This window comes from Fibrobacter sp. UBA2449 (genome assembly GCF_002342555.1).
Lineage (GTDB): Bacteria > Fibrobacterota > Fibrobacteria > Fibrobacterales > Fibrobacteraceae > Fibrobacter.
In genome coordinates, this window is sequence record NZ_DDQF01000004.1 from 82,617 (window position 1) to 108,093 (window position 25,477).

The 25,477-nt window shown below is 54.3% G+C and carries 27 protein-coding genes, 1 tRNA gene and 1 pseudogene; 11 read left to right on the top strand and 18 right to left on the bottom strand.

Annotated features, from left to right (window positions below; genetic code table 11):
• From B4B27_RS01370 to B4B27_RS01385, 4 genes are all read right to left on the bottom strand, one after another.
• A complete protein-coding gene (locus tag B4B27_RS01370; RefSeq protein WP_173381720.1) occupies positions 1-834 on the bottom strand; it encodes a TIGR02147 family protein in 834 nt (277 codons plus the stop codon).
• Positions 835-1,020: 186 nt separating this feature from the next.
• Positions 1,021-2,283 carry a diaminopimelate decarboxylase gene (gene lysA / locus B4B27_RS01375; protein WP_290722929.1) on the bottom strand — a complete coding sequence of 421 codons (1,263 nt, stop codon included), beginning with the start codon at positions 2,281-2,283 and terminating at the stop codon, positions 1,021-1,023.
• A 177-nt stretch (positions 2,284-2,460) separates the two neighbouring features.
• Positions 2,461-2,874 carry a hypothetical protein gene (locus B4B27_RS01380; protein ID WP_290722933.1) on the bottom strand — a complete coding sequence of 138 codons (414 nt, stop codon included), beginning with the start codon at positions 2,872-2,874 and terminating at the stop codon, positions 2,461-2,463.
• A 190-nt stretch (positions 2,875-3,064) separates the two neighbouring features.
• A complete protein-coding gene (locus B4B27_RS01385) occupies positions 3,065-3,472 on the bottom strand; it encodes a glycogen-binding domain-containing protein (RefSeq protein WP_290722935.1) in 408 nt (135 codons plus the stop codon).
• A 141-nt stretch (positions 3,473-3,613) separates the two neighbouring features.
• On the opposite strand from B4B27_RS01385, the gene rpe reads away from it, so the two are divergent.
• Positions 3,614-4,264, top strand: a complete 651-nt coding sequence (gene rpe / locus B4B27_RS01390) for a ribulose-phosphate 3-epimerase (RefSeq protein ID WP_290722937.1) — start codon at positions 3,614-3,616, stop codon at positions 4,262-4,264.
• A gap of 64 nt (positions 4,265-4,328) precedes the next feature.
• On the opposite strand, the gene B4B27_RS01395 is transcribed toward rpe, so the two are convergent.
• The gene (locus B4B27_RS01395; protein ID WP_290722938.1) at positions 4,329-4,778 is read right to left on the bottom strand and encodes a hypothetical protein; all 450 of its coding nucleotides are present in this window, start codon (positions 4,776-4,778) and stop codon (positions 4,329-4,331) included.
• 322 nt (positions 4,779-5,100) lie between these two features.
• Between B4B27_RS01395 and B4B27_RS01400 the strand changes: the two genes are divergently transcribed.
• Positions 5,101-5,475 (top strand): hypothetical protein, encoded by a 375-nt coding sequence (locus tag B4B27_RS01400; RefSeq protein ID WP_290722940.1) that lies wholly within the window; start codon positions 5,101-5,103, stop codon positions 5,473-5,475.
• Between the two features lie 10 nt (positions 5,476-5,485).
• Positions 5,486-7,249 carry a hypothetical protein gene (locus B4B27_RS01405; RefSeq protein ID WP_290722942.1) on the top strand — a complete coding sequence of 588 codons (1,764 nt, stop codon included), beginning with the start codon at positions 5,486-5,488 and terminating at the stop codon, positions 7,247-7,249.
• An 80-nt stretch (positions 7,250-7,329) separates the two neighbouring features.
• Here the strand turns inward: B4B27_RS01405 and B4B27_RS01410 are convergent, their stop codons facing one another.
• The 10 genes from B4B27_RS01410 to B4B27_RS01455 form a co-directional block, all read right to left on the bottom strand.
• Entirely contained in the window at positions 7,330-7,752 is a 423-nt protein-coding gene (locus B4B27_RS01410; RefSeq protein ID WP_173366531.1) for a hypothetical protein, read from the bottom strand.
• An 18-nt stretch (positions 7,753-7,770) separates the two neighbouring features.
• Positions 7,771-7,842 (bottom strand) — tRNA-Met (locus tag B4B27_RS01415).
• Between the two features lie 59 nt (positions 7,843-7,901).
• Complete coding sequence (locus B4B27_RS01420; protein ID WP_173366530.1) at positions 7,902-8,636, bottom strand: metallophosphoesterase; 735 nt, start codon at positions 8,634-8,636, stop codon at positions 7,902-7,904.
• Positions 8,637-8,993: 357 nt separating this feature from the next.
• Positions 8,994-9,356, bottom strand: a complete 363-nt coding sequence (locus tag B4B27_RS01425) for a bactofilin family protein (protein ID WP_173366529.1) — start codon at positions 9,354-9,356, stop codon at positions 8,994-8,996.
• Between the two features lie 9 nt (positions 9,357-9,365).
• On the bottom strand, positions 9,366-10,166 hold the full coding sequence (locus B4B27_RS01430) for a M23 family metallopeptidase (protein WP_173381333.1): 801 nt from the start codon (positions 10,164-10,166) through the stop codon (positions 9,366-9,368).
• 10 nt (positions 10,167-10,176) lie between these two features.
• Entirely contained in the window at positions 10,177-11,121 is a 945-nt protein-coding gene (locus tag B4B27_RS01435; RefSeq protein WP_290722951.1) for a ParB/RepB/Spo0J family partition protein, read from the bottom strand.
• A gap of 33 nt (positions 11,122-11,154) precedes the next feature.
• On the bottom strand, positions 11,155-11,940 hold the full coding sequence (locus B4B27_RS01440; protein ID WP_173366526.1) for a ParA family protein: 786 nt from the start codon (positions 11,938-11,940) through the stop codon (positions 11,155-11,157).
• On the bottom strand, positions 11,937-12,659 hold the full coding sequence (locus B4B27_RS01445; protein WP_290722953.1) for a 16S rRNA (guanine(527)-N(7))-methyltransferase RsmG: 723 nt from the start codon (positions 12,657-12,659) through the stop codon (positions 11,937-11,939). The genes B4B27_RS01440 and B4B27_RS01445 overlap by 4 nt, the downstream gene beginning before the upstream one ends.
• Positions 12,660-12,877: 218 nt before the next feature.
• A complete protein-coding gene (locus B4B27_RS01450; RefSeq protein ID WP_290722955.1) occupies positions 12,878-13,519 on the bottom strand; it encodes a hypothetical protein in 642 nt (213 codons plus the stop codon).
• Positions 13,520-13,782: 263 nt separating this feature from the next.
• Positions 13,783-14,103 carry a hypothetical protein gene (locus B4B27_RS01455; protein WP_290722957.1) on the bottom strand — a complete coding sequence of 107 codons (321 nt, stop codon included), beginning with the start codon at positions 14,101-14,103 and terminating at the stop codon, positions 13,783-13,785.
• Positions 14,104-14,319: 216 nt separating this feature from the next.
• On the opposite strand from B4B27_RS01455, the gene B4B27_RS01460 reads away from it, so the two are divergent.
• The 8 genes from B4B27_RS01460 to tmk all read left to right on the top strand — a co-directional run bounded on the left by B4B27_RS01460 (position 14,320) and on the right by tmk (position 23,376).
• A complete protein-coding gene (locus B4B27_RS01460; RefSeq protein WP_290722959.1) occupies positions 14,320-14,826 on the top strand; it encodes an O-acetyl-ADP-ribose deacetylase in 507 nt (168 codons plus the stop codon).
• On the top strand, positions 14,823-15,383 hold the full coding sequence (locus tag B4B27_RS01465; RefSeq protein WP_290722961.1) for a hypothetical protein: 561 nt from the start codon (positions 14,823-14,825) through the stop codon (positions 15,381-15,383). Before B4B27_RS01460 ends, B4B27_RS01465 begins: the two co-directional genes overlap by 4 nt.
• 55 nt (positions 15,384-15,438) lie before the next feature.
• Entirely contained in the window at positions 15,439-15,837 is a 399-nt protein-coding gene (locus B4B27_RS01470; RefSeq protein WP_290722963.1) for a pyridoxamine 5'-phosphate oxidase family protein, read from the top strand.
• 452 nt (positions 15,838-16,289) lie between these two features.
• The gene (locus B4B27_RS01475; protein ID WP_290722965.1) at positions 16,290-16,898 is read left to right on the top strand and encodes a hypothetical protein; all 609 of its coding nucleotides are present in this window, start codon (positions 16,290-16,292) and stop codon (positions 16,896-16,898) included.
• A gap of 131 nt (positions 16,899-17,029) precedes the next feature.
• Positions 17,030-18,535, top strand: coding sequence for a FecR family protein (locus B4B27_RS01480; protein ID WP_290722967.1), 1,506 nt, complete (start codon positions 17,030-17,032; stop codon positions 18,533-18,535).
• A gap of 235 nt (positions 18,536-18,770) precedes the next feature.
• Positions 18,771-19,613, top strand: coding sequence for a hypothetical protein (locus tag B4B27_RS01485; protein ID WP_290722969.1), 843 nt, complete (start codon positions 18,771-18,773; stop codon positions 19,611-19,613).
• Between the two features lie 170 nt (positions 19,614-19,783).
• Complete coding sequence (secA, locus tag B4B27_RS01490) at positions 19,784-22,735, top strand: preprotein translocase subunit SecA (protein ID WP_290722971.1); 2,952 nt, start codon at positions 19,784-19,786, stop codon at positions 22,733-22,735.
• 11 nt (positions 22,736-22,746) lie between these two features.
• Positions 22,747-23,376 (top strand): dTMP kinase, encoded by a 630-nt coding sequence (gene tmk, locus B4B27_RS01495; protein WP_290722974.1) that lies wholly within the window; start codon positions 22,747-22,749, stop codon positions 23,374-23,376.
• Between the two features lie 22 nt (positions 23,377-23,398).
• Here the strand turns inward: tmk and B4B27_RS01500 are convergent, their stop codons facing one another.
• The 3 genes and pseudogenes from B4B27_RS01500 to B4B27_RS01510 all read right to left on the bottom strand — a co-directional run.
• A complete protein-coding gene (locus tag B4B27_RS01500; protein WP_290722976.1) occupies positions 23,399-23,722 on the bottom strand; it encodes a DUF3392 family protein in 324 nt (107 codons plus the stop codon).
• 18 nt (positions 23,723-23,740) lie between these two features.
• Complete coding sequence (locus tag B4B27_RS01505) at positions 23,741-24,970, bottom strand: GDSL-type esterase/lipase family protein (RefSeq protein ID WP_290722978.1); 1,230 nt, start codon at positions 24,968-24,970, stop codon at positions 23,741-23,743.
• A gap of 198 nt (positions 24,971-25,168) precedes the next feature.
• Positions 25,169-25,477, bottom strand: a pseudogene (locus tag B4B27_RS01510) (ORF6N domain-containing protein); the annotation flags it as partial.

Below are 25,477 nucleotides of genomic sequence, written 5' to 3' on the forward strand. Positions count from 1 at the left end.
TTAATCCTTCTTCGGCTTCACGCTCCATGTGAGCGGGAAAAGTTGCAAGTTCAGTCGATAGACGCGTTCCATGTCGTCGTCTTCGGTAGCGATGGCGATAATACGCCTTCTAAAATCCGCAAGTTCTTTCACTATCTTCTGGAACGACTTCTGCGTGAGCCCTAGCGTAAGGCCCGAAACGGAGCGCTCGGAAAGCGGCACGTTCTTGATGGCGTCAAGCGCGAAGGCACCCATCTGCAGGTGCATCTGCTGTACCGCGAGGGGCACAAAATCCATCTTGCCCGTAGAAATCGTCTTGTTAGTTTGTTCAAACTTATTCTTGCCGGCCTTTTTCAGGAGCCCCATAGCCGTCAGGTACTCTATAGTCGCAGACACCTGCTTCGCGGTGATTTTCGGCATGCACTGTACCGCCACCTGCTTCGGTTTTTTGCCGGGCATGTGGGGCACCAGCTCCCTGAGCACGGGGTTCAGCCACGACTCGAAATACCCCATGGACTTCTGCCCGAGCACATTGACGCGGTGCGCCTTCGATAGTGCCTGCATCTCGTCGAAATGCTTCTGCCTTATGGCTTCGCGCCTTGCCTGATTGAACGCCACGAGCGACCTGAAATACGCAAGCTCGAAGCCTTCCAGCCCCATGGCCCGCGCAACACGCAATATTCCGGGCCCGCGAAGCCCAGACTTTCCCTCACATACCAGCTTCAGGTAAACCGGCGAGCGGAAGCCCGCAAGTTTCGAGAACTCGCGCCACGTTATCGCCGTGTGCGTTTTCTTGTCGCTGAACCAGTCGCGCATAAAGGCGTGATAGTCCTGGTATGTGATTACGGAATTCATTTACTAGGAATATATACGCTTGCTACGAAAAGCGATGTGACAATAGATACAGAATCGCCAAAAAACAACTAATTTACGACAACATCACAAAAATTTACTTTTTTATGATACAAAAAAGCCTAAAACAAAAGAAAAGTGGAAATTTCCACTTTTCTTTATAAATATTTTTTTCAAAAATTTACAAAACTACAGGTCGATTACCCTGTCGTTCTGGAGCAATTGTTCGAACGTCTGCCTTTCGCGGATGACCTTGAGTTCGCCGTTCGTGTACATGGTCTCGGCGGCGTAGCGGCGGCTGTTGTAGTTGCTGCTCATGGCGGCACCGTAGGCACCTGCGTCATGGAGAATCAGCAAGTCGCCGACCTTTGCTTTCGGGAGCTTGCGGGTCACCACGAAGCCGCCTTCTTCCTGCGTGAACACGTCACCGGATTCGCAGAGCGGGCCTGCCACGACGGCATCGACCATCTCGTTCATCTCGCGACCGTCGCGGGCGATGATGGAAATGCCGTGATAGCTGCCGTAGAAGCTCGGGCGAACGAGGTCGGTAAAGCCGGCGTCGAGCAGGTAGAACAGGTTATCGCCCTGCTTTTTGACGGCGCGGATTTCGGCCATCAGGAAACCGCTTTCGGCCACCAGGTAACGGCCGGGTTCGACTTCCAGGTGAACCTCGTGGCCGATGCTCTGCTGGATGTTCTTGCGGGCCTTGTCCCACAGGTCGTAGTAGGCCTGCATGTCGATGCGGTTGCCCTTGTCTTCTTCGTGGTACGGAATCGGGAGGCCGCCCCCTGCACTGATAGTGCGAAGGTGAGAGCCCAGGCGGCGGCTAGCGTCCACCATCGCGTCGCAAACCTGCGAGAGGTGCTCGAAGTCGGAGCCGGAACCGATGTGCATGTGGAGCCCGGTAATCCACATGCCGTTTGCCTGCGCGAGCTTGATGCAGTCCTTGATCTGTTCGTGCCACACGCCGTGCTTGCTGAGCGGGCCACCGGTGTTCACCTTGCTGGAATGCCCGTGACCAAAGCCCGGGTTCACACGGAGCGTGAGTTCCGACTTCACGCCGAAATCGGCCAACTGCTGGATCATGTCGGGCGAACCGACGTTCACCGCGATGTCGTACTTCTTCACGAGTTCAAGCGCGTCGCGGTCGAAGATGTCTGCGGTGTAGACAATTTCAGGAGCCTTGCCCTTCTGCTGACCGCCCTTGAAACCCGCCTTGAGGGCGCGGACGATTTCGCCGGCAGAAACAGCGTCCACCACGCCGCCCAACTTGCGCACCAGCGCTACGATGGAGAGGTTCGGGCATGCCTTCTGGGCAAAGCGCACGGTGTCAAAAACCTGAACCTCTTTCACGCGCTTTTCAATCGTCGCGCGGTCATAGAGCCAGAGGGGGGTGCCGTACTGTTCGGCAGCCTTCACGAAAACTTCTTGAGGGATAGAATAATTTGCCATACGGAGAAAATTTAGAAAATGTGTAGTGCGTAATGTGGAATGTTAGTCGAGGGAATGATTGCCTAAAGCCGCAGCCCTCGGGCTGGCTCCGCTGCAAGCTTTACACAAAATGAAAAATGACGAGCGATTTGCCCAGCACATTCCCGAGCGATTGGCCCGGCACATTCCTCACAAGTTCTACAGGCTCATCGCCAGTCTTGCACCCACCGACTTGTTGAAAGGATCGACGAGCGGGACAAAATCCACCTTGACATGCTGCGGCTTTGTTCGATACCGCCCCGCCGTATTGCGATACTCCTCCGCCTTCCTGATCCTCATGTCGCTTTTGACGCCGAGACCGATACCTTCAGCAATTCCCAACACGCCACCTGTCAAAAGGATAACGCTCGGAATCATGACAATGACCACGGCGACACCGCCACCCTCCAGCGAGCCGCCCGACCCAAAAGACCATATTGTACCGATACCGCCCACAACACCCATCAGCAAGCCAAAACCGATACTCGACGTAGCCTCATTCATCAGCGAGTCCCCTTCAAGCTGCAGGCGTGCCGCCAACGAGTCGTAGTATACGGCGCTGTCAATAACCACGCTATCCGCAATGGTTACGTTATCCGCAGTGGGGGGTGCAGCAGGTTCGCCCGGCGCAGCAAGGAGGGGCGAACAAAGCGCCAGGAACAATATGGCGATAAGCTTTTTCATATACCATGAATATATGTTATTTGCAAAAAAAAAGCCCCGGTAACCCGGAGCCTTCCGATAAACGAACAAAAACGCGCGATTAGACGTGCTTGATCTTGTTGTCGCCAGCGTCCCAGTTCTTGCCGTCGCACACGAACTTGTATTCGTAGTCGCCAGCGGCGAGGGAAATCTTCGCGGTCCAGAGGCCAGTCTTCTTGTCCTTCTTGAGCGTGTCCTTGTCGACAGCCCAGTTGTTGAAGGAACCGGCGACGGAAACGGTCGTTGCGAGCGGGCAGTCGGCGACGAATTCGACGGCGACCTTCTTCGCGGCGGCGGCCTTCGGAGCGGCCTTCTTTTCGGCGGCCGGCTTGGCAGCAGCCTTCGGGGCAGCCTTCTTGGCGGCGGGCTTTGCACAAGCCTTAGCGCAAGCCTTCTTTTCGGCAGCCGGCTTGGCGGCGGCCTTCTTTGCAGGGGCCTTTGCGACCTTGTTTGCAGTAGTCTTAGCCATGATTTTATCTCCTAATGTTGAGTACGGGCTCAAAGTTAGTAAAAAATAAGTTTCGTGGCTAGGTATAAAATATTATGGTTTATTATCGATTTTCCCGATAGCGGCGCACGCCCAACCAGGCTTTTTTCTACCTTTTCAGGCATGTTGAAGCAAATTATCGCCCCCAGCGTGCTGAACGCTAACTTCCTCGAACTCGGTAACGGCCTCAAGGCCATCGAAAACGGCGGCGCAGGCCTCGTGCACCTCGACATCATGGACGGGCACTTCGTGCCGAACATCAGTTTCGGCCCGGGAATTTCGGCCTGCGTGGGCAAGGGCACCAAGCTCCCGCTCGATTGCCACCTGATGATCGAGAATCCCGAGAACTACGTGGGCGAATTTGCGAAGGCGGGTGCAAGCATCATCAGCGTGCACGCCGAGACAACGAACCACCTCGACCGCCTGCTGCACCAGATTAGGGAACTCGGCGTGAAGCCCGCCGTGGCCATTAACCCGGCAACTCCGCTCGAAAGCATAAAGTACGTGCTCGACATCGTGGACATGGTACTCATTATGTCGGTGAACCCGGGATTCGGCGGCCAGAGCCTCATCCCCTACTGCCTCGACAAGATTCGCGAACTCCGCCAGATGAAGCCGGAACTCGATATCCAGATTGACGGCGGCGTGAAGCTCGACAACATTCTCACCTGCAAGGAAGCGGGCGCGAACGTGTTCGTAGTGGGCTCCGCGATTTTCGGGAAGAGTGACCCCGAGGCCGTGTGCCGCGAGTTCGTGGCAAAGGTCGGCGGCTAGGCTCCCCATCCAAATAATCTTCCCCTTTGAAAACAGAAACGGCCCGCATGAGCGGGCCGTTATTTTAGTTTTCGCCATGACGCCTTTCGGTCTCTTCGCGATCCACCGTCCGTGTCAGATATTCCTTGAAATCCCGGTCGATCTTCACTCCGTCGAAATCCATGTTGTCGTCCTTGAGGACAAACACGGCCGACGGGTTATCGATCCAGCCACGGATATCGAATTCCGTTAGCACGATGGAATTATTTCCCGGCCCCTTCGCCACGTACTCGACTTTCGACTTCTCCACCCATCCCTGACCGCAACGGCCCTTGACGAGCACCTCCGTCTCTGCATCCTGTACAATGACCAACTCGTCGTTGAAGCCAGCCGTGCAGACCACGCTGCCACCGCCCCTGTGGGACATGACATCGAGATCTCCCCTTTTGGACTTCACCGTCCCCGTCGCAGTTGCAAACGAAAACGAGACCGACAAAGCGAGGGCAACAATCATCATCAACATTACGCGTTTCATGATGGACCTCCCTTGTTTGAGGAACGGAACCTCCGTCCCTGTAAATCAAGTTACAAAGTCCACCATGCAGAAACCACTTTATTCGTAGTACAGCTTGGAATAGCTGGCTATTACTTTGTTCTAAATTCAAGCTATTTGCAATGTTTTGTCAGGCTTGTGTTCGGGTTATGTCACAAGACCGGTAGCAGCCTCGGGTTCGTATCGCAGAGGCGCATCGAAAGCGAAACCTTTTTATCCAAAAATGCACCGCTGGAACGTAAAACCATGGACATCGCGCAAAAAATTTCTGCCGATTTGCAAAAAAGGATATAGATTTTACCATATGAATCGCAAAGTCATTTCCACAACAACCGCATACGGGATTTCCGTCCTGGCGCTCGCCTTCACGGCAGCCACTGCGAATGCGCAGACCGCAAGCGCAAATGCCGCTCCCGAAAACGACAAGTCCGCCCTCGTCGACGAGGCGCCCGCACCCGCGGCACCCGAACCTGCACCGGTACAGGCAAAGCCCGCCGAAAAGGCTGCACCGCAACAAAAGGCGGAATCCAAGGAGACCGCCACAAGCAAACAGGCAAGCGAACCCGCACCGTGCGAGCCCGCGCCCGCCCAGGATTCCGGCAGCAAGATTCCCGTATTCCCCATAGTCCTTTCTTCCATCGCGACGATTGCATTTGTCGTCCTCGCCATCATCTTCTGAGGAGGCCGTCATGCGTAGTTTGTACAAAGTAATAATGACCGTCGCGACGTTCGCCATGCTTGCCGCGCCCGCCATGGCCGAGGACCCGGCATGCGTAAACCTCTGCCAGGCATGTACCGCAGGCGACAGCACCTGCAACAAGATCGAAGCCGCATGCCAATGCAAGATGCTCCTCGACAGCATCAAGTCAGCGAACACCGCCATCGAAATCAACCAGCGCAAGCTCGCCAAGGAAATCTTCGCGGGTTGCGACAAGCCCACCTGCGCCCGCAGCATCACGTTCGAGAACGGCATCTTCAAAAAGATGGAGAAGGGACGCACACCGCTCAGCAAGCTCGAACTCACGACAGGGGTGAGCGATGCCGCGCAGAGGGCGGCCCAGCAGCTGCCGCTCGAAATCAAGGCCGCAAGGTTCACCGTCGATTCCCTCACCCGCAGGCAGAGCGTGCTTCCGATTGCGCCCATGTCCATGGAGTGCAACGACAACTGCAAGACCTGCGCCGACCCGAACGCCGCAATACCCGCAATGACCCCGGCAAGCGCACAGCCCGCACCCGTGCCCGAATCGGCCGCCGACTCCGCTGCCGCTTCCGACACCACGGCAAAGGCGACCCCCGTTCCCGCAGTCGATTCCGCCGCCATCGCCGATTCCATCGCGAAGGCAGCGACGACACAGCGCAAGGCCTTCTGCCAGCTCACCGAATCGAAATGCCAGTGCAAGGCGCACGAACAGAACGAACGCGACATCGTATCGCTCGACAGTGTCCTCGCCATCAGGACATCGCGCCTCGACAGCCTCGAAAAGAACCGCCCCGAAATCCTCCGCACCGAGATGGCGCGCAGCATCGCCGACCAGGTGCGCGAAAAGTGCAAGGCGGCCGCCAAGTGCAGCTACACGGTCACCTTCACGAACAAGGAACTCGCCCTGCTCGAAATGCACGACACCGCGCTCGATACGGTTAAACCCGCACCCGCGCCCGCTCCGGAGCCCGAACCGCAGGTAACCGCAGAACCCGAACCTGCCGCGACAAGTGCAGACACCGCAGCACCCACGCCTGCCGAAGCCTGCATCCAGCCGGAAGCCGCGCCCGTCGATTCCGCAGCCGAAGCCGAAAAGGCGAAAAAGGAAAAAGAAAGGCGAATCTTCTACAAGGCCATGGAAATCACCTACGGCAAATTCGGCGAGAACGACTACTACAACATCGACCTCGGCCGCGTCAACAACCTGCACGGAAACGGACTTGAAATCGGAATCGCCTACCTGCTGCGCTTCTACTTCTATGACGGCGGCGCCTTCAGCATAGGCCTCGGGACCTTCTACCACTACAACGTCCTCGAACCCGACTCGGGCTACTATACCGAAGCGCCCGATTTCAAGATTACCTACCACAACGCGGGACTCGAAATGCCCGTCTCGTTCAGGCTCGGCGCTCCCGTCGTCCCCATCCTCAAGCCGTTCGTGAGCGAAACGTTCACCATGCGCTGGAACGTGGTCGAGGTATTCAAGGTCGAAGGGCTCGAAGACGAAGATGAAAATGCGATCGACCCGTTCTCCGGAACAGTCAACATGTCGAAGATGGTCCTCGGCGACTGGGACTATTCCATGAACAGGCATCCGCATTTCGAATACGCCGTATGGCTCGGCTTCGGTATAGAAATCACGCACCACCTCTCCATCGAATACCAGCTGAACATGGGCTACCTCACCACGGGCCACAGCCACAACTACGACGCCGACAAGACATGGCGCATCGTTGCCGACTTCGCCTGGTAGCGTCCACGCCGCCACATTCCGGCATGTACAAAAAGAACCGCCCCTGAAAGCGGTTCTTTTGTTTTAAAACCTTAAGAAGCCTAGCGCTTGAGGCCTGCCGCTTCGAAGAACGGTATATTGCGCGGATTGGGGAGCGCGACCTCGGTAATCCAGTTGTATTCCGCGATGCCGGCAAGACCGATTCGGGCACACAACTGGTCGCGGGCGACATTGTAGGCATCGAGAATCTGGACCTTCTCGCCCTCGCTCGCTTCTTCGATTTTCTTGGACCAGGTAACACCGAGTTCGACAAGCGCGGCGCTCGCCTTCACGTAGCGCTTCGCCTGTTCGGCCGTCACCACGGGTTCGGCCGGGGCAGTAAACGGATCGACCTGCACGATAGGCACGCTCTTGGGCGCTATCGCCTGGTTCTGCACCACCTGCGGAGTCACCTGTTCGTCTTCACAGGCAACAAAAAAAGAGGCGATAGCCAGAATTGAAATTGCAAGAATCCTTTTCGACATATGCGCCTCTTTTTTTAATAGCGGTTCAGGGATTTGAACCCCGGACCAATGGATTATGATTCCAGTGCTCTACCGCTGAGCTAAACCGCCATGTAGGGGCAAATATAGAAACGCATGGAATCATTTTCAAGGTATCGGGGCCAAAAAAACTAAAAATGCACGGTGTTTTTGAGGGTGCCGTCTCCCCATTCGATTACGCACCAGCCGGGTTCGCTGCTCTTGAGAGTAAAATACGGCCTGTCCGGATCAATCTGCATCTGGGTGGAAGGTGCAGCATGGACAACCACGTGCCCGAAGCTCTTCTCGAATTCGTGGTGGTAGTGGCCGCAGAACACATGGTTCAGGTTCTTGAAACCGAGCAGGACTTCCTGCACCTCGACCATGTTCCTCAGGTGATAGCGCAAGTCCATGAACTTGTGGTCGCAGAAGCATGGCGGATGGTGCATGAACAGGAGCACCTCGCCTTCCACTTTCGGGACTTCCGCCTTGAGCCAGTCGAGTTGGTCACGCGAAACCTCGCCGCAGGCGCTGTCGATAAAGAAGATGGAACGACCCTTGATGTCGTAGCGGTAATAGCACTTGCCGTTATGGACTTCGAGGTCGAAATACTGCTGCATGACTTCGATACGGTCGTGGTTCCCCGGAATGATGCAGACCGGGACAGGATAGTCCTTGAGCGAATCCACGAAGAACTTGTATGCTCCAGGTTCGGCATCCTCGTTTGCGAGGTCGCCGGAAAGCACCAGAAGGTCGATATCCTTCATGGACTCAGACTTCAGCGCCTTGAAAAAATTGGCACGGACATCTATGCCCTGAACAAGCTCAGTATTCTCGCCGATGTGAGAATCCGATATCTGACCTATCTTCAATAAATTAGCTGCCATACAACGTTTGTAATAATATAAATTATACTAGCATGTAAAACAAGAAAATAATTTTTTTTGATTGAAATGTGACCTTGCTCAACATGCGGCTCGAAAAAATTCCCTTTTTTCAATATCCCGGAGTGACTTTTCTGTTGACAGATGTCAAGAACACGCGTCCAACATCTGTCAACATTGAAAATTGTGAGCAGGATTCGAGTTTTCAACATCTATAAACGATTGTGATTTTCTCATAACTCGTTATTCTGCACAAAGATACACGTCATAGCCGGAATATTTATCCACTATTCACTCCACCATAATCATAATCTTCTATATAAATAAATTGATTATTATGATAGGTGTGTGGGTAAAGGGCTATACCTTCTCCTTGGGCTGGGCTGCCTGTGCGGGAACGCCCATCTGGCAGTTACCCTGGAAGATGGCGCCTTCCTGGATAATGAGCTGCTTGGTCTTGATGTTGCCCACGAACTTGGACGTGCTTTCCAGGATGAGCTTTTCCGCAACGTCGATGTTGCCCTTGATGGAACCGGCAATGACCGTGTTGGTCGCCTTGATTTCGCCCTCGATATAGCCGCTGCGTTCGACGATGAGCTCGCCGTTGATGTTGATGCTGCCGTTAACATTGCCTGCAATGCGCACATCGCTCTTGCCGCTGATGTCGCCCTTGATAGTGACACTGCCGCCGATTTGGGTAATTTCCTGTTCTTTTGTAGCCATTTTAGCCTCTTAGTAGTTGATAAATGTTTCGGGGTCCTGGGGAACTCCGTCCTTCTTGATTGAATAGTGTAGGTGCGGCCCGGTCGCTGCGCCTGTCTGGCCGACCGAACCTATGACGTCGCCCTTGCGGACAGAGCTTCCCTTGCGGGTCTTGATGCTCTCGAGGTGCGAGTAGCTCGTCGTAAAACCGTTTCCGTGGTTGATGACAATCGTGTTGCCGAGTTCGCCCATCTTGCCCGCGGATTCCACCATCCCGCTGCCCGTAGCGAAGACGGGGCTCCCTGCCTGGGCCGAAAAGTCCGTTCCCTGGTGTCCCGTCTCTTCGGAAAACTTCTTGCTGACAAGCCCGACGACCGGGATGATGTCCGGGATTTTTTCGATCCTGAGCTTTTCTTCGAGCGGGATCCATGTATAGCCGCCCTCGAAGTTGAGCTCGTTCTTCTTGGAGGGGGTATGCGTGAACAGGTTCCTGTCGATGATGCTGTTGATCTTGTTGGAATCGTTCTCGATGAAGGTCTCGAAGATGTTCTGGATCCTGTTTTCCATTATCCAGAGCGAATCGAGACGCATGAGCATTTCCTCGTAGTTCTGGTTCTTCTTGATAATCTGGGCATTCGAGACGCGCATCTTCTCGTAGCTTGCGATGATCTTGTTCATCTTGCCCAGGTTATAGATGAAAACTCCGGATACGGCTATGAACACCACGAGGAAAATCCGCAAGAAAACGAACCACCTTGTGGATATCTTGAACTTCTTTATCTCGTGCGAATCTTCCGGGATAATTTGTATGGTGTAATACTTGCCTTTCACGATTCTACCGTTAGCGGTTTTCCATGATTTCCTGGATGCGGGTCAGGTCGTCCATGGAGTAGTAGTTGATGACGATGGTCCCCTTGCCGCTGTCCGATGCGCTCGGGTTCAGCTGGACCTTAGTGCCGAAGAACGTCTCGAGTCTGGTCTCGAACTGTTTCATGTCGGCGCTGAGTTCGGGCTTGGGCTTCGCGGGGGTCTCGGGCTTCTTGGCCGGTCCGTCGCCCTGTTCTTCGTCCCTGTCGTCGTCGCCACGGATAATCGCCTCGATCTGGCGCACGTTGAGGCCTTCCTCGATGATGCGTTCCGCGAGCGATTCGGGGTCGCCGATCTTGTCGCTGCAGAGGGCGCGGGCGGCGCCGCTGTTCAGCTTTCCTTCCTCTATCCACAAGAGCACCTGTTCCGGGAGCTTGAGGAGGCGGAGGCTGTTGGTAATCGCGGAGCGCGACTTGCTCACAATCTTTGAGAGGTCTTCGTGCGTATAGCCGTGCTTATCGATTAGCTGTTGATAGGAACGTGCAATTTCGACCGGGTTCAGGTCGACGCGCTGGATGTTCTCGATGAGCGCCCATTCCGCCATCGCCTTGTCGTCGAGATTCTCGAAAACCTGCGCCTTGATTGTGGACAGGCCCGCGAGCTTGCTTGCACGGGTACGGCGCTCGCCGCTGATAATCTGGTAGCGTTCCCCCACCTTGCGCAGCGCGATCGGTTGGATAAGACCCTGCTGCTTGATGGACTCGGCCAGTTCGGAAAGTTCTTCGTCGTCGAATGCCTTGCGCGGCTGGAACGGGTTCGGGTCGATAAGGTCGATCGAGATTTCAACAATCTTCTCGAACTTTTCGGTATTTTCGGCAGGATTGTTGATAGTGTCCGTCTGTTCACCTTTGAAATTGATGTCGTGGTCCTTCATGATGGCGGAAAGTCCGCGGCCGAGGGCGAAAGATTTTTTTCCCATAATATATATGCGTGTTGAAAAAGGTTGTAGGTTTTACTTGCCCTTGTTCAGGATTTCCTCTGCGAGCTTCATGTAGGCCTGCGAGCCCGTGCTCTGCACATCGTACAGGATAACCGGCTTGCCATGGCTGGGCGCCTCGCTCAGTCGGACGTTTCTCGGGATCATCGTCTGGAAAACCGTGTCGGAGAGGTTTTCGCGCACTTCTTCGGCCACCTGCTTGGAGAGGCTCACGCGGTTGTCGAACATCGTGAGGAGGGCGCCTTCGATTTTGAGGTTGCCGTTCAGGTTCTTCTGCACCTCGCGGATGGTCTTGAAAAGTTCGGTCATGCCCTGCAGGGCGTAGTATTCGCACTGCACCGGAATGAGCACGCTGGTCGCGGCCGTGAGCACGTTCAGCGTAAGGAGGTTCAGGCTCGGGGGAGCATCGATGATGATGAATTCGAACTGGTTCTTGAGCACGTTGAGGACGCGTTCGAGCCTGTGTTCGCGGCTCATGGCGTTCACGAGTTCAATTTCCATGACAGCGAGATCCGGTCCCGAAGTGATGACTTTCAAGAAATCCAGCGATGTATCCGAGACGGCCGGCATGATGTTTTCGAGAGTCATGTTGTCCGGGTTTTCGGCCATATCCAAAATTTCGTGGATGTCCATCTCCTGCGATTCGGTAAAGCCGAGACCCTGCGAGGCGTTACCCTGCGGGTCCATGTCGATAAGGAGTGTCTTCTTTTCGAGAGCGGCAAAACTTGCAGCCAGGTTCACGGCCGTCGTGGTCTTGCCCACGCCGCCCTTCTGGTTGCATACTGCTATCACTTTACTCATTTATTACCTCGAGTGACTAAGGCGTAATCCTGTTCTTCGTTCGGCAGCTTGTATTTCCAGATGTTGACTGCCGGGTCGTTTTCCAGGTGTGAAATGCTATTGAAACTTTTTAGAGTGACGAAGAGTCCACCCTTCTTGAGGGCGGGCTGCGCACGTTCCCAGTCGTTTTCGAAAGTCGATAGGGCGCGGCAGCTGATGAAGTCCAGGTCGGCAAGGCCCGAAGTCTCGAAGCGCTTGCCCACCACGGTCAGGTTCTTGAGTCCGAGTTTTTCCTTCGCGTAGTTCATGAACTCCACGCGCATGTGGCGGGGCTCCACCGCATAGAACTGCACCCAGGGCATCGCGATGGCGAGCGGGAAAACCGGACAGCCTGCACCAGCACCCATATCAGCCCATGTCTTAGACGAAAGATCGCTTCGCTGGTAGACGATAGACGATAGGGTACCTCTTTCGTCTTTCTCTTCAAATAATCTTTCGTCTTTCGTCTTTCGTCTTTCGTCTATATATATATAGGGAACGAGCGAGTCGGCGATGTGGCGGCTCAAGAATTTCTCGGAATCCTTCGCCGAAATCAGGTTGCCGAACTGCTTGGTCTCCACCACCAGGTCGGCAAAGCCATAGAGCTTGTCCATTTGCTCATTGGACAACTCGAAGTGAACATGCTCCTTCAGGAACTTGTTCAAGAGATTCTGCTGCTCTATGTTTGTTTTGTAACTCAATTTTTCCTAACGTCATCCCCGCGCAGGCGGGGATCTTCGATAAACAATGTTTCACGTGGAACCAAAATCTTTGACGATTTTGGTTCCACGTGAAACTTTTTTGTACCCACACAATTTAGTATATCTCACAAAAAAAAGAGAACGCTGACATCGGCGCCCTTTCACTTTTTTAAAATATCCGTTAATAACTTTTTGATAGATGTTGAGATGCTGTGAACTTACTTCAAAAATTCTACAGTGTATTTTCCCTGGGCGGGGCGACCGAGTAGGTCGAAGTGTCTTGCATTTTTGTAATTGACTGCCGGACGAACCTTGCGGAGGATTGCATCGGTTCCTGCTTTTCGACGGAACATGAAGTAAGTCATCACCTTGTGGTCTAGCCCATCTTCGATATAAGTCTTGCTAACAATGACCCTGTCATTTTTAACTTCAGTATCGTAACGGTACCAGGTGGTCACGTAGTCGTCGCGACTATCCTTCACATAGCAGGTGTTGGTGTCCTTCTCGTCGTTGACGATAATTTCGCTTTCAGAACGCCTGAAGAGGGTATCATTTCCCATGACATATATATTAGTGTACTTACCGGCTTCGTCGGTGCTGGTAATTGCCAGGGAGTCCCCGTCAAAGTAGATACTTATTGTGTCGCTCACTCCATTTGCCGATCCCATAATGGTCCAGTTATTTTCTACATGGTCGATATCGTAAACTACCGAGTCAGGATTTATGGTAGTCTTGTATTGCCATTCCCCATTGCGGAGATTCGCTTCGTAGGCGCTGTCGACTTTATCGCCGGTCCGATAGTACTTCAGGATATAGATGGAGTTCCCCCTGGTATTGGCAGTGCCTTTGTCTACATACATGCTGTCAAATAGCAGGCCGTCAAAGCTCTTGTCGTAACCAGCGATTGTTGCCTGTTCATATTCAAAAACTGTATGGATGCAGTCAGCAAAAGACTGGGTGAATAATGCCAGAGTGGCGAGAATAAGAATGAGTTTTTTCATATGAGGAAATATAATAAAAGATTTATGTTGGGCGCTACTTGTTTCACGTGAAACCAATTTTTGGTTTCACGTGAAACAATGAGGTGATTCAAAAAAATCCGCATTAATCCACAAATACATTTTTAGAACCTTGCTGGTGAATTTGGGTCGCACCAGATGGGGCCGTGTCCACCGAATGCTGCCGAGAGGGCTGCGCCCGTGACGCAGAGCCCCGTCCAAATGAGTGAATTTTTCAAGTAATTTCCTTTTTCTTGCTCTTTTATGGAGGGATTGATTTTCCTGGAGCTCGAATCCGAAGCCTCGGCCTTGTCGCTATTGTCCACCTTGAATATCATGGCGCGGTCGATTTTCGGCAAATCTTCGGCTTGTTTCTGTGGCAATAGTTGGGCGAACGACAGCGGTGCAGTCGCCAGCAAAATGAATGCAATGTTGTAAAATCTCATGATAACCCCAAAATGTTCTCCTGCAGATAATATATATAATTTCATGGAATTTTTCGCAAGAAAATGACGGATGACATTATTTGACTCTAGAAGTTTATATATTGCCGACAGGACTATTTCAGGGAGGTTCCCGTGTGTTCCCTCATTGCGGCCATTTTCATAACGGTACTGCTTATCATGTGGTATAATTAGGTATATTATATATAGGAGGCCAATATGGTAGAAATCGAGATTATCCAGGGCGACATCACCAAGCTTGCGGTGGATGCCATCGTGAATGCGGCGAACTGTTCGCTGCTGGGTGGCGGCGGTGTGGACGGCGCAATCCACCGGGCGGCAGGTCCGGATCTTTTGAAGGCGTGCATTCCCCTGAACGGTTGCGAGACGGGCAAGGCGAAAATCACCCCCGGCTTCAGGCTCCCGGCAAAGTTCGTTATCCATACTCCGGGTCCCATCTACCGGGATGGCCTGCACGGCGAACCCGAACTGCTGGAATCCTGCTACAAAAGCTGCCTCGATCTGGCCGAACAGAACGGCTGCGAGACGGTCGCCTTCCCCGCTATTTCTTGTGGAGTTTATGGCTACCCCTGGGAGGCCGCTACCGAGATTGCGGTAAAGAGCGTCCGCGAATTCCCGGCGCAGAAAGTCAAGAAGGTCATCTTCTGCTGTTTCGGTGAACAGATGTTGAAAATTTATCGAGAAGTGATGGCGAAAGCGTCTTGAAAAAAATGAAGTTTTATCGTTTATTTTTACCCTTTCTAATGGTACTCGTGATGGCGGGCATCTCATTTGCCAACGAGGAACAGGCCCCCAATGTAGCGCAGGATTCCACTAGGGTGCAGCAGAACTCTGGAAAAACTTTTTTTCGGGAATTGGTTCCTTGGAATATGTACCTGGGAGGCGGCACAGGTTTCGCTTTTGGAGCAGATTGGGTTTTTGGTGATTGGAATTATATATACATTAAAGGTGATGATTCCAGTTTTATACCAAGTCACATTTGGTTGTGGACTATTGGGACGCATGCGTTTTTTGCGGACGGGTTCAACTTCCTGCTGCAGCCAAATATCCTATATTTCTACGAAAGGGGCATCTCGTTCAAGTTTTCCCTAGGTCCAGAACTGGGCTACATTAACGAGACTGGCTTTGATTACGGCTTTTCGCTCTGTATCGGGACAATCATCGACATATTCAATGTCAGGGTGGGCTATCTGGTACGGACGAAGAGTCCTTATTTCCATATATTGTTTAACTTGCCGGTAGGCATTGGTATGTGGGTATAATAATCTATATTTTAGCAAACAAGTATTGAATTTTTTCAAAAAAAAGGAACATCTTATGGAAGAAGTCGTAAAATTTCTCAAGGCATGCGGTGCGTATTTCCTCGCGACGACCGACGGCGACCAGCCGCGCGTCCGCCCGTTCGGTACCGCCAACATTTTCGAGGGCAAGCTCTACATCCAGACCGGCAAGTCGAAGGACTGCTCCAAGCAGATCCAGAAGAACGGCAAGGTCGAAATCTGCGCGATGAACGCCGCCGGTAACGAGTGGGTCCGCGTTGCCGGTACGCTCGTCCGCGACGACCGCCGCGAACCGAAGGTCGACATGCTCGAACACTACCCCGAGCTCAAGTCGATGTACTCCCCCGACGATGACAACACCGAGACGCTCTACTTCAAGGACGCGACCGCTACGTTCTACAGCTTTACGGCGGCTCCGAAAGTTGTGAAATTCTAGGCGCTAGTTTCACGTGAAACTCCTGCCGCGCGGATTGCCCGGCAGAAAAATTTGCCTCGACGGCCTCTTCGTCGGGGCTTATTTCATAGGGTCGTCATTTTCGGATGTTGATATAATTGTAAACATTCTATTAACTAAATTTCGATGTATGGTCTGAAAACATATGATGGACGTGGATAAAGTTGGGGATAGGCGCCTGTTTTTGGGGATGTTTCACGTGAAACGTCATTTGCTCATGTGGATAACTTGTGAGGTTTGGAAATTGCGCATTTAGGCGCCCTTTAAATTATAAACATGTTATCAACAAAAATCTATATGAAGGGGAATGTTTCATATGATGCGAAAAAGCAAAAAAAAGCGCTTGTTTTTTTTATTTCGTTACAAATAAATGCGCTAGTTTGAGTGTGATAGTTGTATATTTTCCAATATCAAAAGTTAGGAGCTACCATTATATGAAAAAGTTAGGAGCTATCATCTTCATTCTCGTGTCGGCTGCCTCGGCGTCCGGCATATCCTGGAAAACCTTCGATGTCAAGACGGGCCCCCTGCTTGGCGGCTGGCTCGAGTCTTCTACGTCCATCGGCTGGTCGCTTTCGCTGGTGAAGCCGCTGACCCCCTACCTGGGCGTGGGCACCATGATCGAGGTCGCGACAAGCCATTCGATGTGCTGCGACTGCGCGGAGTACGACTTCGACGAACTATCCGAAGGGCTGCTGGTGAATTTCGACGCCCCCCTTGCTTACGGGTTCAACCTGATCGCCAACTTCATGTTCCTGCTGCACTGGGAGGAAGGGACGGTCAGCGGTCTGTATTTCTCGTGGCGCGTCGAGGAGGATCTTTACGATGCGGACGGCGAGCCGGTCTACGGTCTCTACAGGATGGAGGAAGACAACAACGACTACGACTTCGAATCGTTCATGTTCCGCTCGAACCTCGGGGTCGCCTGGCGCACTTCGGGCGGGCGGTTCGGCCTCGAACTCTACCCCCTGGACTTCGCCCTGGTTCGTGGCGGCGACGCCCGCTACACGATGTCGCTGAACGCGGTTGTCCGCGTGTTCTAGCCCGCGGATACCCCAAATATATTGCCTTGGAATATTATATCGCGAGCCTTTTCGGAAAATAGTGATTATATTTATAGCGTGTGTTGCGCCCTATGGGCGTAGTTGTTGTCTTATCCCGAGAGGCTGTATCAATGTTGAGAAGCTTAACGCTATGGGTGATTTTGGGTGTCACGCTCTCGCTGGCCGCTCCCCAGAGTGGCAAGGTGCGTTCTGTTCTTGGGGACGTCTCGTTCAAGAAAAAGGGAAAAGGGGACTGGGCCAGTCTCCGCGTGGGTGCGAAGGTCCAGGAAAAGGATGTCATCCAGACGGAAATTGAATCGGGCGTGCTGATTTCGATGCCCGACGGCAGTACTATCTCCATCGAGGAGAACGCGCTGGTCGAGTTCTCGCAGATTCTGATGATCAAGGATTCGCAGGTCTCCGAGGTGGAAGTCAAGAAGGGCATGCTCCGGTTTGACGCCCAGAAGCAGAAGGGGCCGCAGAGCAAGTTCAGGTTCAGGACCGGTACGGCGACTGCATCGATCCGCGGTACGGACGGTGTCATCGGCGTTACGGAAGGCGGCCTCCCCTACGGCGCCCTCAACACCGGCGAGATGGTGATGGAAGAGGACGGCAAGGAAATTTCCGTGAAGGCGCAGCAGTACGTGGCCTTCCGCAAGGGGCAGGCTCCCGTTGTAGTCGAGGCCAAGAACGCGGGCGACCTAGACTTCATCAAGACGCTCAGTGCCGCCGTGGACGACACCGCGAAGTCGGTCGAGGATATCCAGGCGAGCGCAAGGGAAATCGACGCGAAGATCGAGAAGAGGAACGAGGACCTGAGGCTCCAGTACAAGTGCCGCCTCTATTCCGTGCCTCCCGTCATCTCGACGAATACGGTCACCATCGAGGCTCTCTGCTCTCCCGGCGTGACGGTCTCGCTCGGTTCCGAGACGTTCGAATCTAGCGGCCAGACGTTGCGCTTCACCCCGAGCTGGGCGGACGGCGCCTTTGGCGAGAAGAAGTTCCGCATGACCTGCTCCGTGGAGAAGAATACGTTCGAGTGCGGCAATATCTCGTTTGTCTACAGGGTCGATCGCCGCATCAAGTTCATGCGGTACGACGAGCACAAGTGCGAGGCTCTCTATGCGACTACGGGCTTCAACGGAAATGACGGCAAGTTGCGCGTGTACGTCGGCGACAGCCTCCTGAGGGACCTCATGCTCGAAAGGGATATCGCCGCGAGCTTCCCGCTGCTTCCCGGCGTCAACACCTACCGCATTGTTCCTGAAAACGAGGACAGTTCCGTCGGCGTAATCGAGCGCGAACTCAAGTGCTTCCCGAAGACGGGAGTGAAAATCCAGTTGCGAAACGGCAACAAGGCCGTCTTCAAGAAGAAGGTCTCGCAGGGTGCCGCGGTCTATCCGGAACTCGAGTTCGACGTGGTGAAGGTCGTGAACAACGACCCGTCGCAGATAAAGTCCGTGGAAGCGAGCGTCAACGGCAAGCCGTGCGAGCTCAAGATGATTCCGTCCGAGAGCGGCCTTGGCTACAGCACCAAGCTGCAGGTGCGCCGCGGCAAGTCGACGAAGGTTGATATCAAGGTCACCATGCTGAGCGGCGAGGTGGCCAAGGAATCCAAGATTTTCGAGTACAAATAAAGGTTGTACTAAAATACTTAATACTTTGTTATAATTTTAATAAGTTCGCTTTTTGCAACAAAAAAGCGAACTTATTTTTATTTTTGTAAACAAAATTATACCACACAGTGTGTTGACTGCGTAGTTTATTTGCTAGATTTGTGCCAAACCTGATACAAAACATAGCGGGCAAAAAAGGTGTCTGGATGAAGTCCAACGTCTGCTACGAAGTTTGTATCAACTGAGGAGAACAAAAATGAAAAAGATCATTGCATTATGCTCTTTCGTGTTCCTGCTTTGCTCCTGCGCAGGCGTGAACGTCAAGAAACCCGACATCGACAACGTGAAAAAGGTCGCCATCCTGAGCGTTACCGGTAGCGAAGATTACGAAGATATCGAATCCGTGAAGGGCAACAAGGAAAACCTCCTTTCCGTCGTCGGCAACATTATCAAGGACAATGTCGAGATGATCAACGAGCCGCAGGTGAACATCGCCACCCACGGCGCGAACGCCCTTTTCCAGGCGCTCAACGGCATCGAAGGCTGGAGCGTGATTCCGTTCGAGACTGTGCTCGACAACGAAGAGGTGAAGGCCTTCTTCGAGAACAAGGATACCTGGGGCAAGGTCGAGGACTTTGCGAACAAGGTTGCTCCCCGCGACGGCAAGCGCCGCGTGCCCGCAAGAGGCATGTATGAACTTTCCTTCGACAAGGTCGTGCCCGAAGGCTATACCTGGGTGAACGGCGAACGCATCGAAGCCCCTGTCCACCGCGCCCTCGGCAAGATGTGCCAGTCCCTCGGTGTCGACGCCATCGCTGTTGCAGAATTTTACTTCTACTACGAAACCGGCATGATGACCAAGATTACGAGCAACGTGACCCCGATCGTGCTCGTGAATGTCGCGATGATCGACAAGAACGGCGAAAAGGTGCTCTTCACCGACCGCGGCTGGAAGCAGATCGAAGGTAGCGAATCCGCGAAGATCCACCACAACTACGTGGACCTGCGTGACGACCGTTCCGTGAAGGCCTACAACCTCGCCATCGACAAGATCATGGACGAGTTCCGCAAGGAAGCCACGAAGAAACTCGCAAAGTAATCCAGTTTTTACTCCTTGGGAGGGGCTGTGCGTTGCGCGCGGCCCCTTTCACTATTTTCACTGTTGTTTCAGATATAAACGCTGACACGCTGGCATGAATTATGCTAAATTGTGTCCGTAATTTTTAATTGTGGCTACAGGTGTGCCTGTGGCCGTTATAAAGGAATACGATGAGCATAGTAGATACCGTACTTCACAAGGTTTTCGGGACTCCCCACGAACGCAAGGTAAAGCAACTCCGTCCGGTCATTGCCAAGATTCACGAGGCGCGTGCCGCCCTCGAGGCGCTGGACGATGCGGCGCTCGCTGCGAAGAGCGCGGAATTCCGCGAGAAACTCAACAACGGCGCCTCCCTCGAGGACATCAAGGTCGAAGCCTTCGCCGTGTGCCAGGAAGCCTGCGACCGCCGCTTGGGTATCTTCAACATCTTCAAGCCCGAATTCGGTTTCGACTTCAGCCGCCTCGGTCCTGAACTCCAGGGCGCGGTGGAAACGGCCAAGGCCGAACTTGCTAGCGGCAAGAACGAATGGGAAGTCTACCTGCCCGCCGCCCTCTACGCGAAGGTGCGCGAACTCTACCCCGAGTCGGTGAAGCCGTTCCGCATGATGCCCTTCGACGTGCAGATGATCGGTGGCCTCGTGCTTCACGAGGGTGCGATTGCCGAAATGGCGACCGGTGAAGGTAAGACCCTCGCTGCCGCCCTCCCCGTCTACCTGAACGGCCTCGGCGGCCACGGCGTGCACGTGGTGACGGTGAACGACTACCTCGCCGGCCGTGATGCGAAGCAGATGGGCCTCGTGTACAAGTTCCTCGGGCTCACCGTGGGCCTTATCGTGAACGGGCTCGATTCCGAACAGCGCCGCATTAGCTATAACAGCGACGTGACCTACGGTACCAACAACGAGTTCGGCTTCGACTATCTGCGCGACAACATGGCGGTAGACCCGTCCCAGCTGGTGCAGCGCGAACTTAACTTCTGCATCGTCGACGAAGTGGACTCCATCTTGATTGACGAAGCCCGTACTCCGCTCATCATCAGCGGCCCTGCCGAAGATGCGACCGACAAGTATGCGAAGGCCAACGAGATTGCGCAGAAGCTCGTGAAGAACAAGGATTTCTCCGTCGACGAGAAGGACAAGAACATCCAGCTCACCGAGAAGGGCGTGAACCATGTCGAGAGCCTGATGCAGATTACGAACCTCTACGGCGAACATGCCGACTGGGTGCACTTCCTCGACCAGGCGCTCCGTGCATGGCACCTCTACGAGAAGGACGTGGACTACATCGTGCGCGACGGCGAGATCGTGATCGTGGACGAGAATACGGGCCGCCTCATGGAAGGCCGCCGCTACAGTAACGGCATGCACCAGGCCATCGAGGCCAAGGAAAAGGTGCAGATCCGCCGCGAGAACCAGACGCTTGCGACCATCACGTTCCAGAACTACTTCCGCATGTACAAGAAGCTTTCGGGCATGACCGGTACGGCCGAAACCGAAGCGACGGAATTCATCAAGATTTACAACATGAACACCTGGGTCATCCCGACCAACAAGCCCTGCATCCGCAAGGACGAACAGGACCTGGTCTACAAGTCGGAAGATGCCAAGTGGAAGGCGATTGTCGCAGAAATCAAGACGCGCCACGAGAAGGGCCAGCCGCTCCTCGTGGGTACGGCTTCCATCGAGAAGTCCGAACACCTCCACGGCCTCCTGGAAAAGGAAGGCATTCCGCACGAGGTGCTGAACGCGAAGAACCACAGCCGCGAAGCCGAAATCATCCAGTACGCGGGCCACGCGGGCAAGGTGACGATTGCAACCAACATGGCCGGTCGTGGTACCGACATTGCGCTTGGCCCCGGAGTGACGGAACTCGGCGGTTTGCATGTGCTTGGCACCGAACGTCACGAATCCCGCCGTATCGACAACCAGCTGCGCGGCCGTTCCGGCCGTCAGGGCGACCCGGGTTCGAGCCAGTACTTCCTCAGCCTCGACGACAACCTGATGCGCATTTTCGGCGGCGACAGCGTGAAGAACCTGATGAGCCGCTTTGGCGTGGGCGAGGACGAGGTGATTACGCACCCCATCGTGAGCCGCTCCATCCGTAGCGCACAGCGCCGCGTCGAGAGCCAGAGCTTCGATATCCGTAAGCACTTGCTCGACTACGATAACGTGATGAACGAGCAGCGCAAGGTGATTTACGGGCTCCGCCGCCGCATCCTGAACGGCGAGGACATCCGCGACGAAATCATGAACCGCATCGAGGATGCCTGCGACATCAAGGTCTCGGGCTATATCCCGGCGAAGAGCTACCCCGAGAACTGGAACCTGGAAGGCCTGCATACCGATCTCCAGCGCACGCTCGGCATGGAATACAGCCTTACGTTCGAGGAAGCGACAAAGCGCACGCCCGAACAGGTGCTCGACGAAATCATCGCGCTCTGCAAGGCGCGCTACGACAAGCTCACGAAGATTATCCCGGATGCGGACTTCCGCAACATCGAACGCCGCTTCTTGCTCATGACCATCGACCAGGTGTGGAAGGAACACCTCTACGCCATGGACCAGCTGAAGGACGCCATCCGCTTCCACGGATACGCCCAGAAGGACCCGCTGATGGTCTACAAGAACGAGGGCTACAAGATGTTCGAGGGCTGCCTCGAGAAGATCGCGACGCTCACGGCGCTCCGTATCTTGAACATCCGCATCACGCTCCCGAACGGCATGACTGTTTCTCCGGACCAGCTGCAGCTCAAGAGCCAGGAACAGATCGACGCCGAGAAGAAGGCCGCCGAGGAAGCTGGGAACGCCGCCGGCGAGTCTACCCAGGAAAACGGCGCCGAACAGCTGAGTGCCGATGGCGCCCAGGCCGCAGGCCTCGCGGGTGCCGCCGCGCACTCCGAGAGCAACGCGATTTCGGAAGAGCAGCAGGGTAGCCAGCCGATGCCGCAGTCCGCTCTGCCGGGCACACGCCCGACGGTGCGCCGTACCTATACGAACCCCGCCGTGCTCGCCGCCGCAAGGAAGCGCGCGCAGCAGCAGGGACCGAAGCTCGGACGCAACGATCCGTGCTGGTGCGGTTCCGGCCTCAAGTACAAGAAGTGCCACGGCAAGGACCTCGAGTAATACGGCTGCCTATGCAGACGGCGAAGCGCTTCTTTAGCCTGGAAGGTATCGACGGGTCGGGAAAGTCGACCCAGATCGACATGCTTATCGAAAAGCTTACGGCGGAAGGCAATTCCGTCGTGAAGTTGCGCGAACCCGGCGGCGCGAAGATTTCGGAACGCGTGCGCGAGATTCTCCTGGACGCGTCGTTCAAGGGCGTCATGGGCGACAAGACCGAGCTGCTGCTTTACAATGCGGCGCGTGCCCAGGTAATTCACGAGATTATACAGCCTGCGCTCGATGCGGGGAAGATTGTGATTGCCGACCGTTTCGCGTGGAGCACGTTCGCCTACCAGGGCTATGCCCGCGGGCTCGGCGCCGGCATGGTGCAGAAGCTTACGGAACTGACCTGCGGAACCTGCTTCCCGGAACTCACCGTGGTGCTCGATCTGACTGTCGAACGGAGCCGCGCGCGCACCGCGAAGCGGGGCGAGGCACCCGACAGGCTCGAACAGGAAAAGGCCGACTTTTTCGAACGGGTGCGCCAGGGATACCTGGCCGCGGCGCGCGAGTATCCGGAATGTGTCGCCGCAATCGATGCCGACCGCAGCCCCGAAGAAGTATTCAGCGATTTGTACAAACTAATAAAGTCGAGACTCTAGTTTCGGGGCGGAGGGCCGTGCCTTAGATGTCCTTGCCGCTGCGGGCACAGAATGCGAGCACGATGAACGCGGCTGCGATAATGCCGATCAGGGGAAGGTCCGCCTGGCCGTACAGGAACATTTTAAGGAGCCGCACCAGCTGCGACGACATGAATGCGTAGCCTGCGCTGCAGAGCACGACGAACAGGGCGAAGCGCCCGAGGAAGGGGAGGCTCCTCGTAATCTTTTTGAAGTAGCCGTTGATGTGGCCGCCGTAAATGATGAGCAGTGTCGCGACGAGGCCGATGGCTATCGAGTTGAGATGGAGTCTCAGGAAATCGGCGAACTGGTGGATGTAGGGCTGCATGCGGAAAATATAGATAGTTTATCTGAGCAGTTCTTCGGGGACGCATTCGGCCATGGCCTCGTACGCCTTGGCGCTCGGGTGCAAGTGATCGCCCGAGTCAAAACCGCTGCTGAAAGCTTTCGGGTTGTCGTGGCCACGAACGGCCGCGTCGAAGTCCACGCAGCCGTCGAAATCGGGTGCGGTGCGGAGCCACTGATTGAATGCCACGCGGATGATATCGCGGTTCTCGTTGTAGGTGCGCCAACCGTAAATCGGCAGCAGCGTGCCGCTGTAGATTTTGAGCCCGAGCTTGCGGGCGTGCATGATGTAGAGCGTGCGCACGCCGTTGATGAGGTCGTCGGCCGTGGGCATGTCGCTCCAAGGGCGGAACTTGTTGACTTCGACACCGACCGGGTGGATGATATCGTTGATGCCGTGCTGCACGATGACAGCGCGTGCGCCTGCCACGTTCATTTCGATGGGGAAACGTGTGGCACCCTTGAGTCCGTATGCCGCGTAGGTGATGCAGCTGTATTCGCGCAAGATGCGCGTGCCGCTCACCGCGCGACGGATAATCGCCACGTTGTTGAACCCCTCGCGTGCGCAACGCAGCGTGAGGTAATCGGGCCAGTCCTGCGCCGTGATGGAATCGCCAAAACACACTAACGCAAAGTTCTTTTCTTCGGTGAAAATGTCGATGGTGTTCAGGAAATAAATCCAGTTCGTTTTGCGCGTGAGATCGTCGGGGAGCGTGGCAGATTTTGCGAAGTTGCCGTAGCTGTACTTGCCGCCCGAAAGCGGGCCCGTGATTGCCGTACCCGCGTTCATCTGCGTGAAGTCCGCGAAGTAGAGGCTCACATCGAACATTTCGCCCGCGGTCACGTCGAATGCGATTTCGTCGCTCAAGATCTCTTTGCCCGCGGGGATAGTGCCAGAGGTACGGCCGCCGAACGTAATTGCTGTAGGCGCGTACTCGAACTGCGTGGCACTTGTTTCGCTGGCAGTGGACTGCGCGCCGTTTATAGACTGCGTCGAGGTTGCCGGGGAATGCGACGAGGACTGCGCGGAATGCGCGACATACGCCTCAGATATCGTCACGGGTTCTGTGCCGGTGAGATTCGAAAAATGGAACCGCAGCTTGTTGCCCGAAAAGCATGCGCGTATCGGGTAGCGGAGCGTCAAGTCTTTCGCGTAGGTCGCTTCCTTACGGTCTGTGATAGAGGTCGCGTTGCCCCAGCAGGCAACCCATTTCGTGAATTTATCGGGCATAATTCAACTCGTCTCGTTATAAAGACCTAAAACAAATCTTTAATATAGAAAAGCCTTGCGAAATTCCTTGTGAAATGTCAAGTGGGGGTGACATTTTTGACTTTTTTGAATGAAAAGAACCGGTCTGCCTTTAATCTATTTCCCAATTTTTAGATATTTTAATTTTTGGGAAATAGAATTTATGAGGGCCGAAAGATGAAACTGATAGAAAGAACTGAATATCTTGACGCTTCTTTGCTGAATTGCCAAATCGCCCTTGAGAACCGTCATGAGCATGTAGATGCCTTGCTCGGTAAAGGCGTAAGGCATTTTTCTTGTTCCGCCTCGGTTTGATATCAAAAATTTTGATATCAAACCGGAAAATTCCGTTTGTGTTATCTGAAACCGGAAATCATCGTCAAATTTTTCAATGTTGTTTTTCACCTGCTGATTAAAGGCTCCGGTGCTATACCCGTAAATTTCTGCCAAATCGGCATCGAGCATCACCTTTACCCCGCGGATGGTATA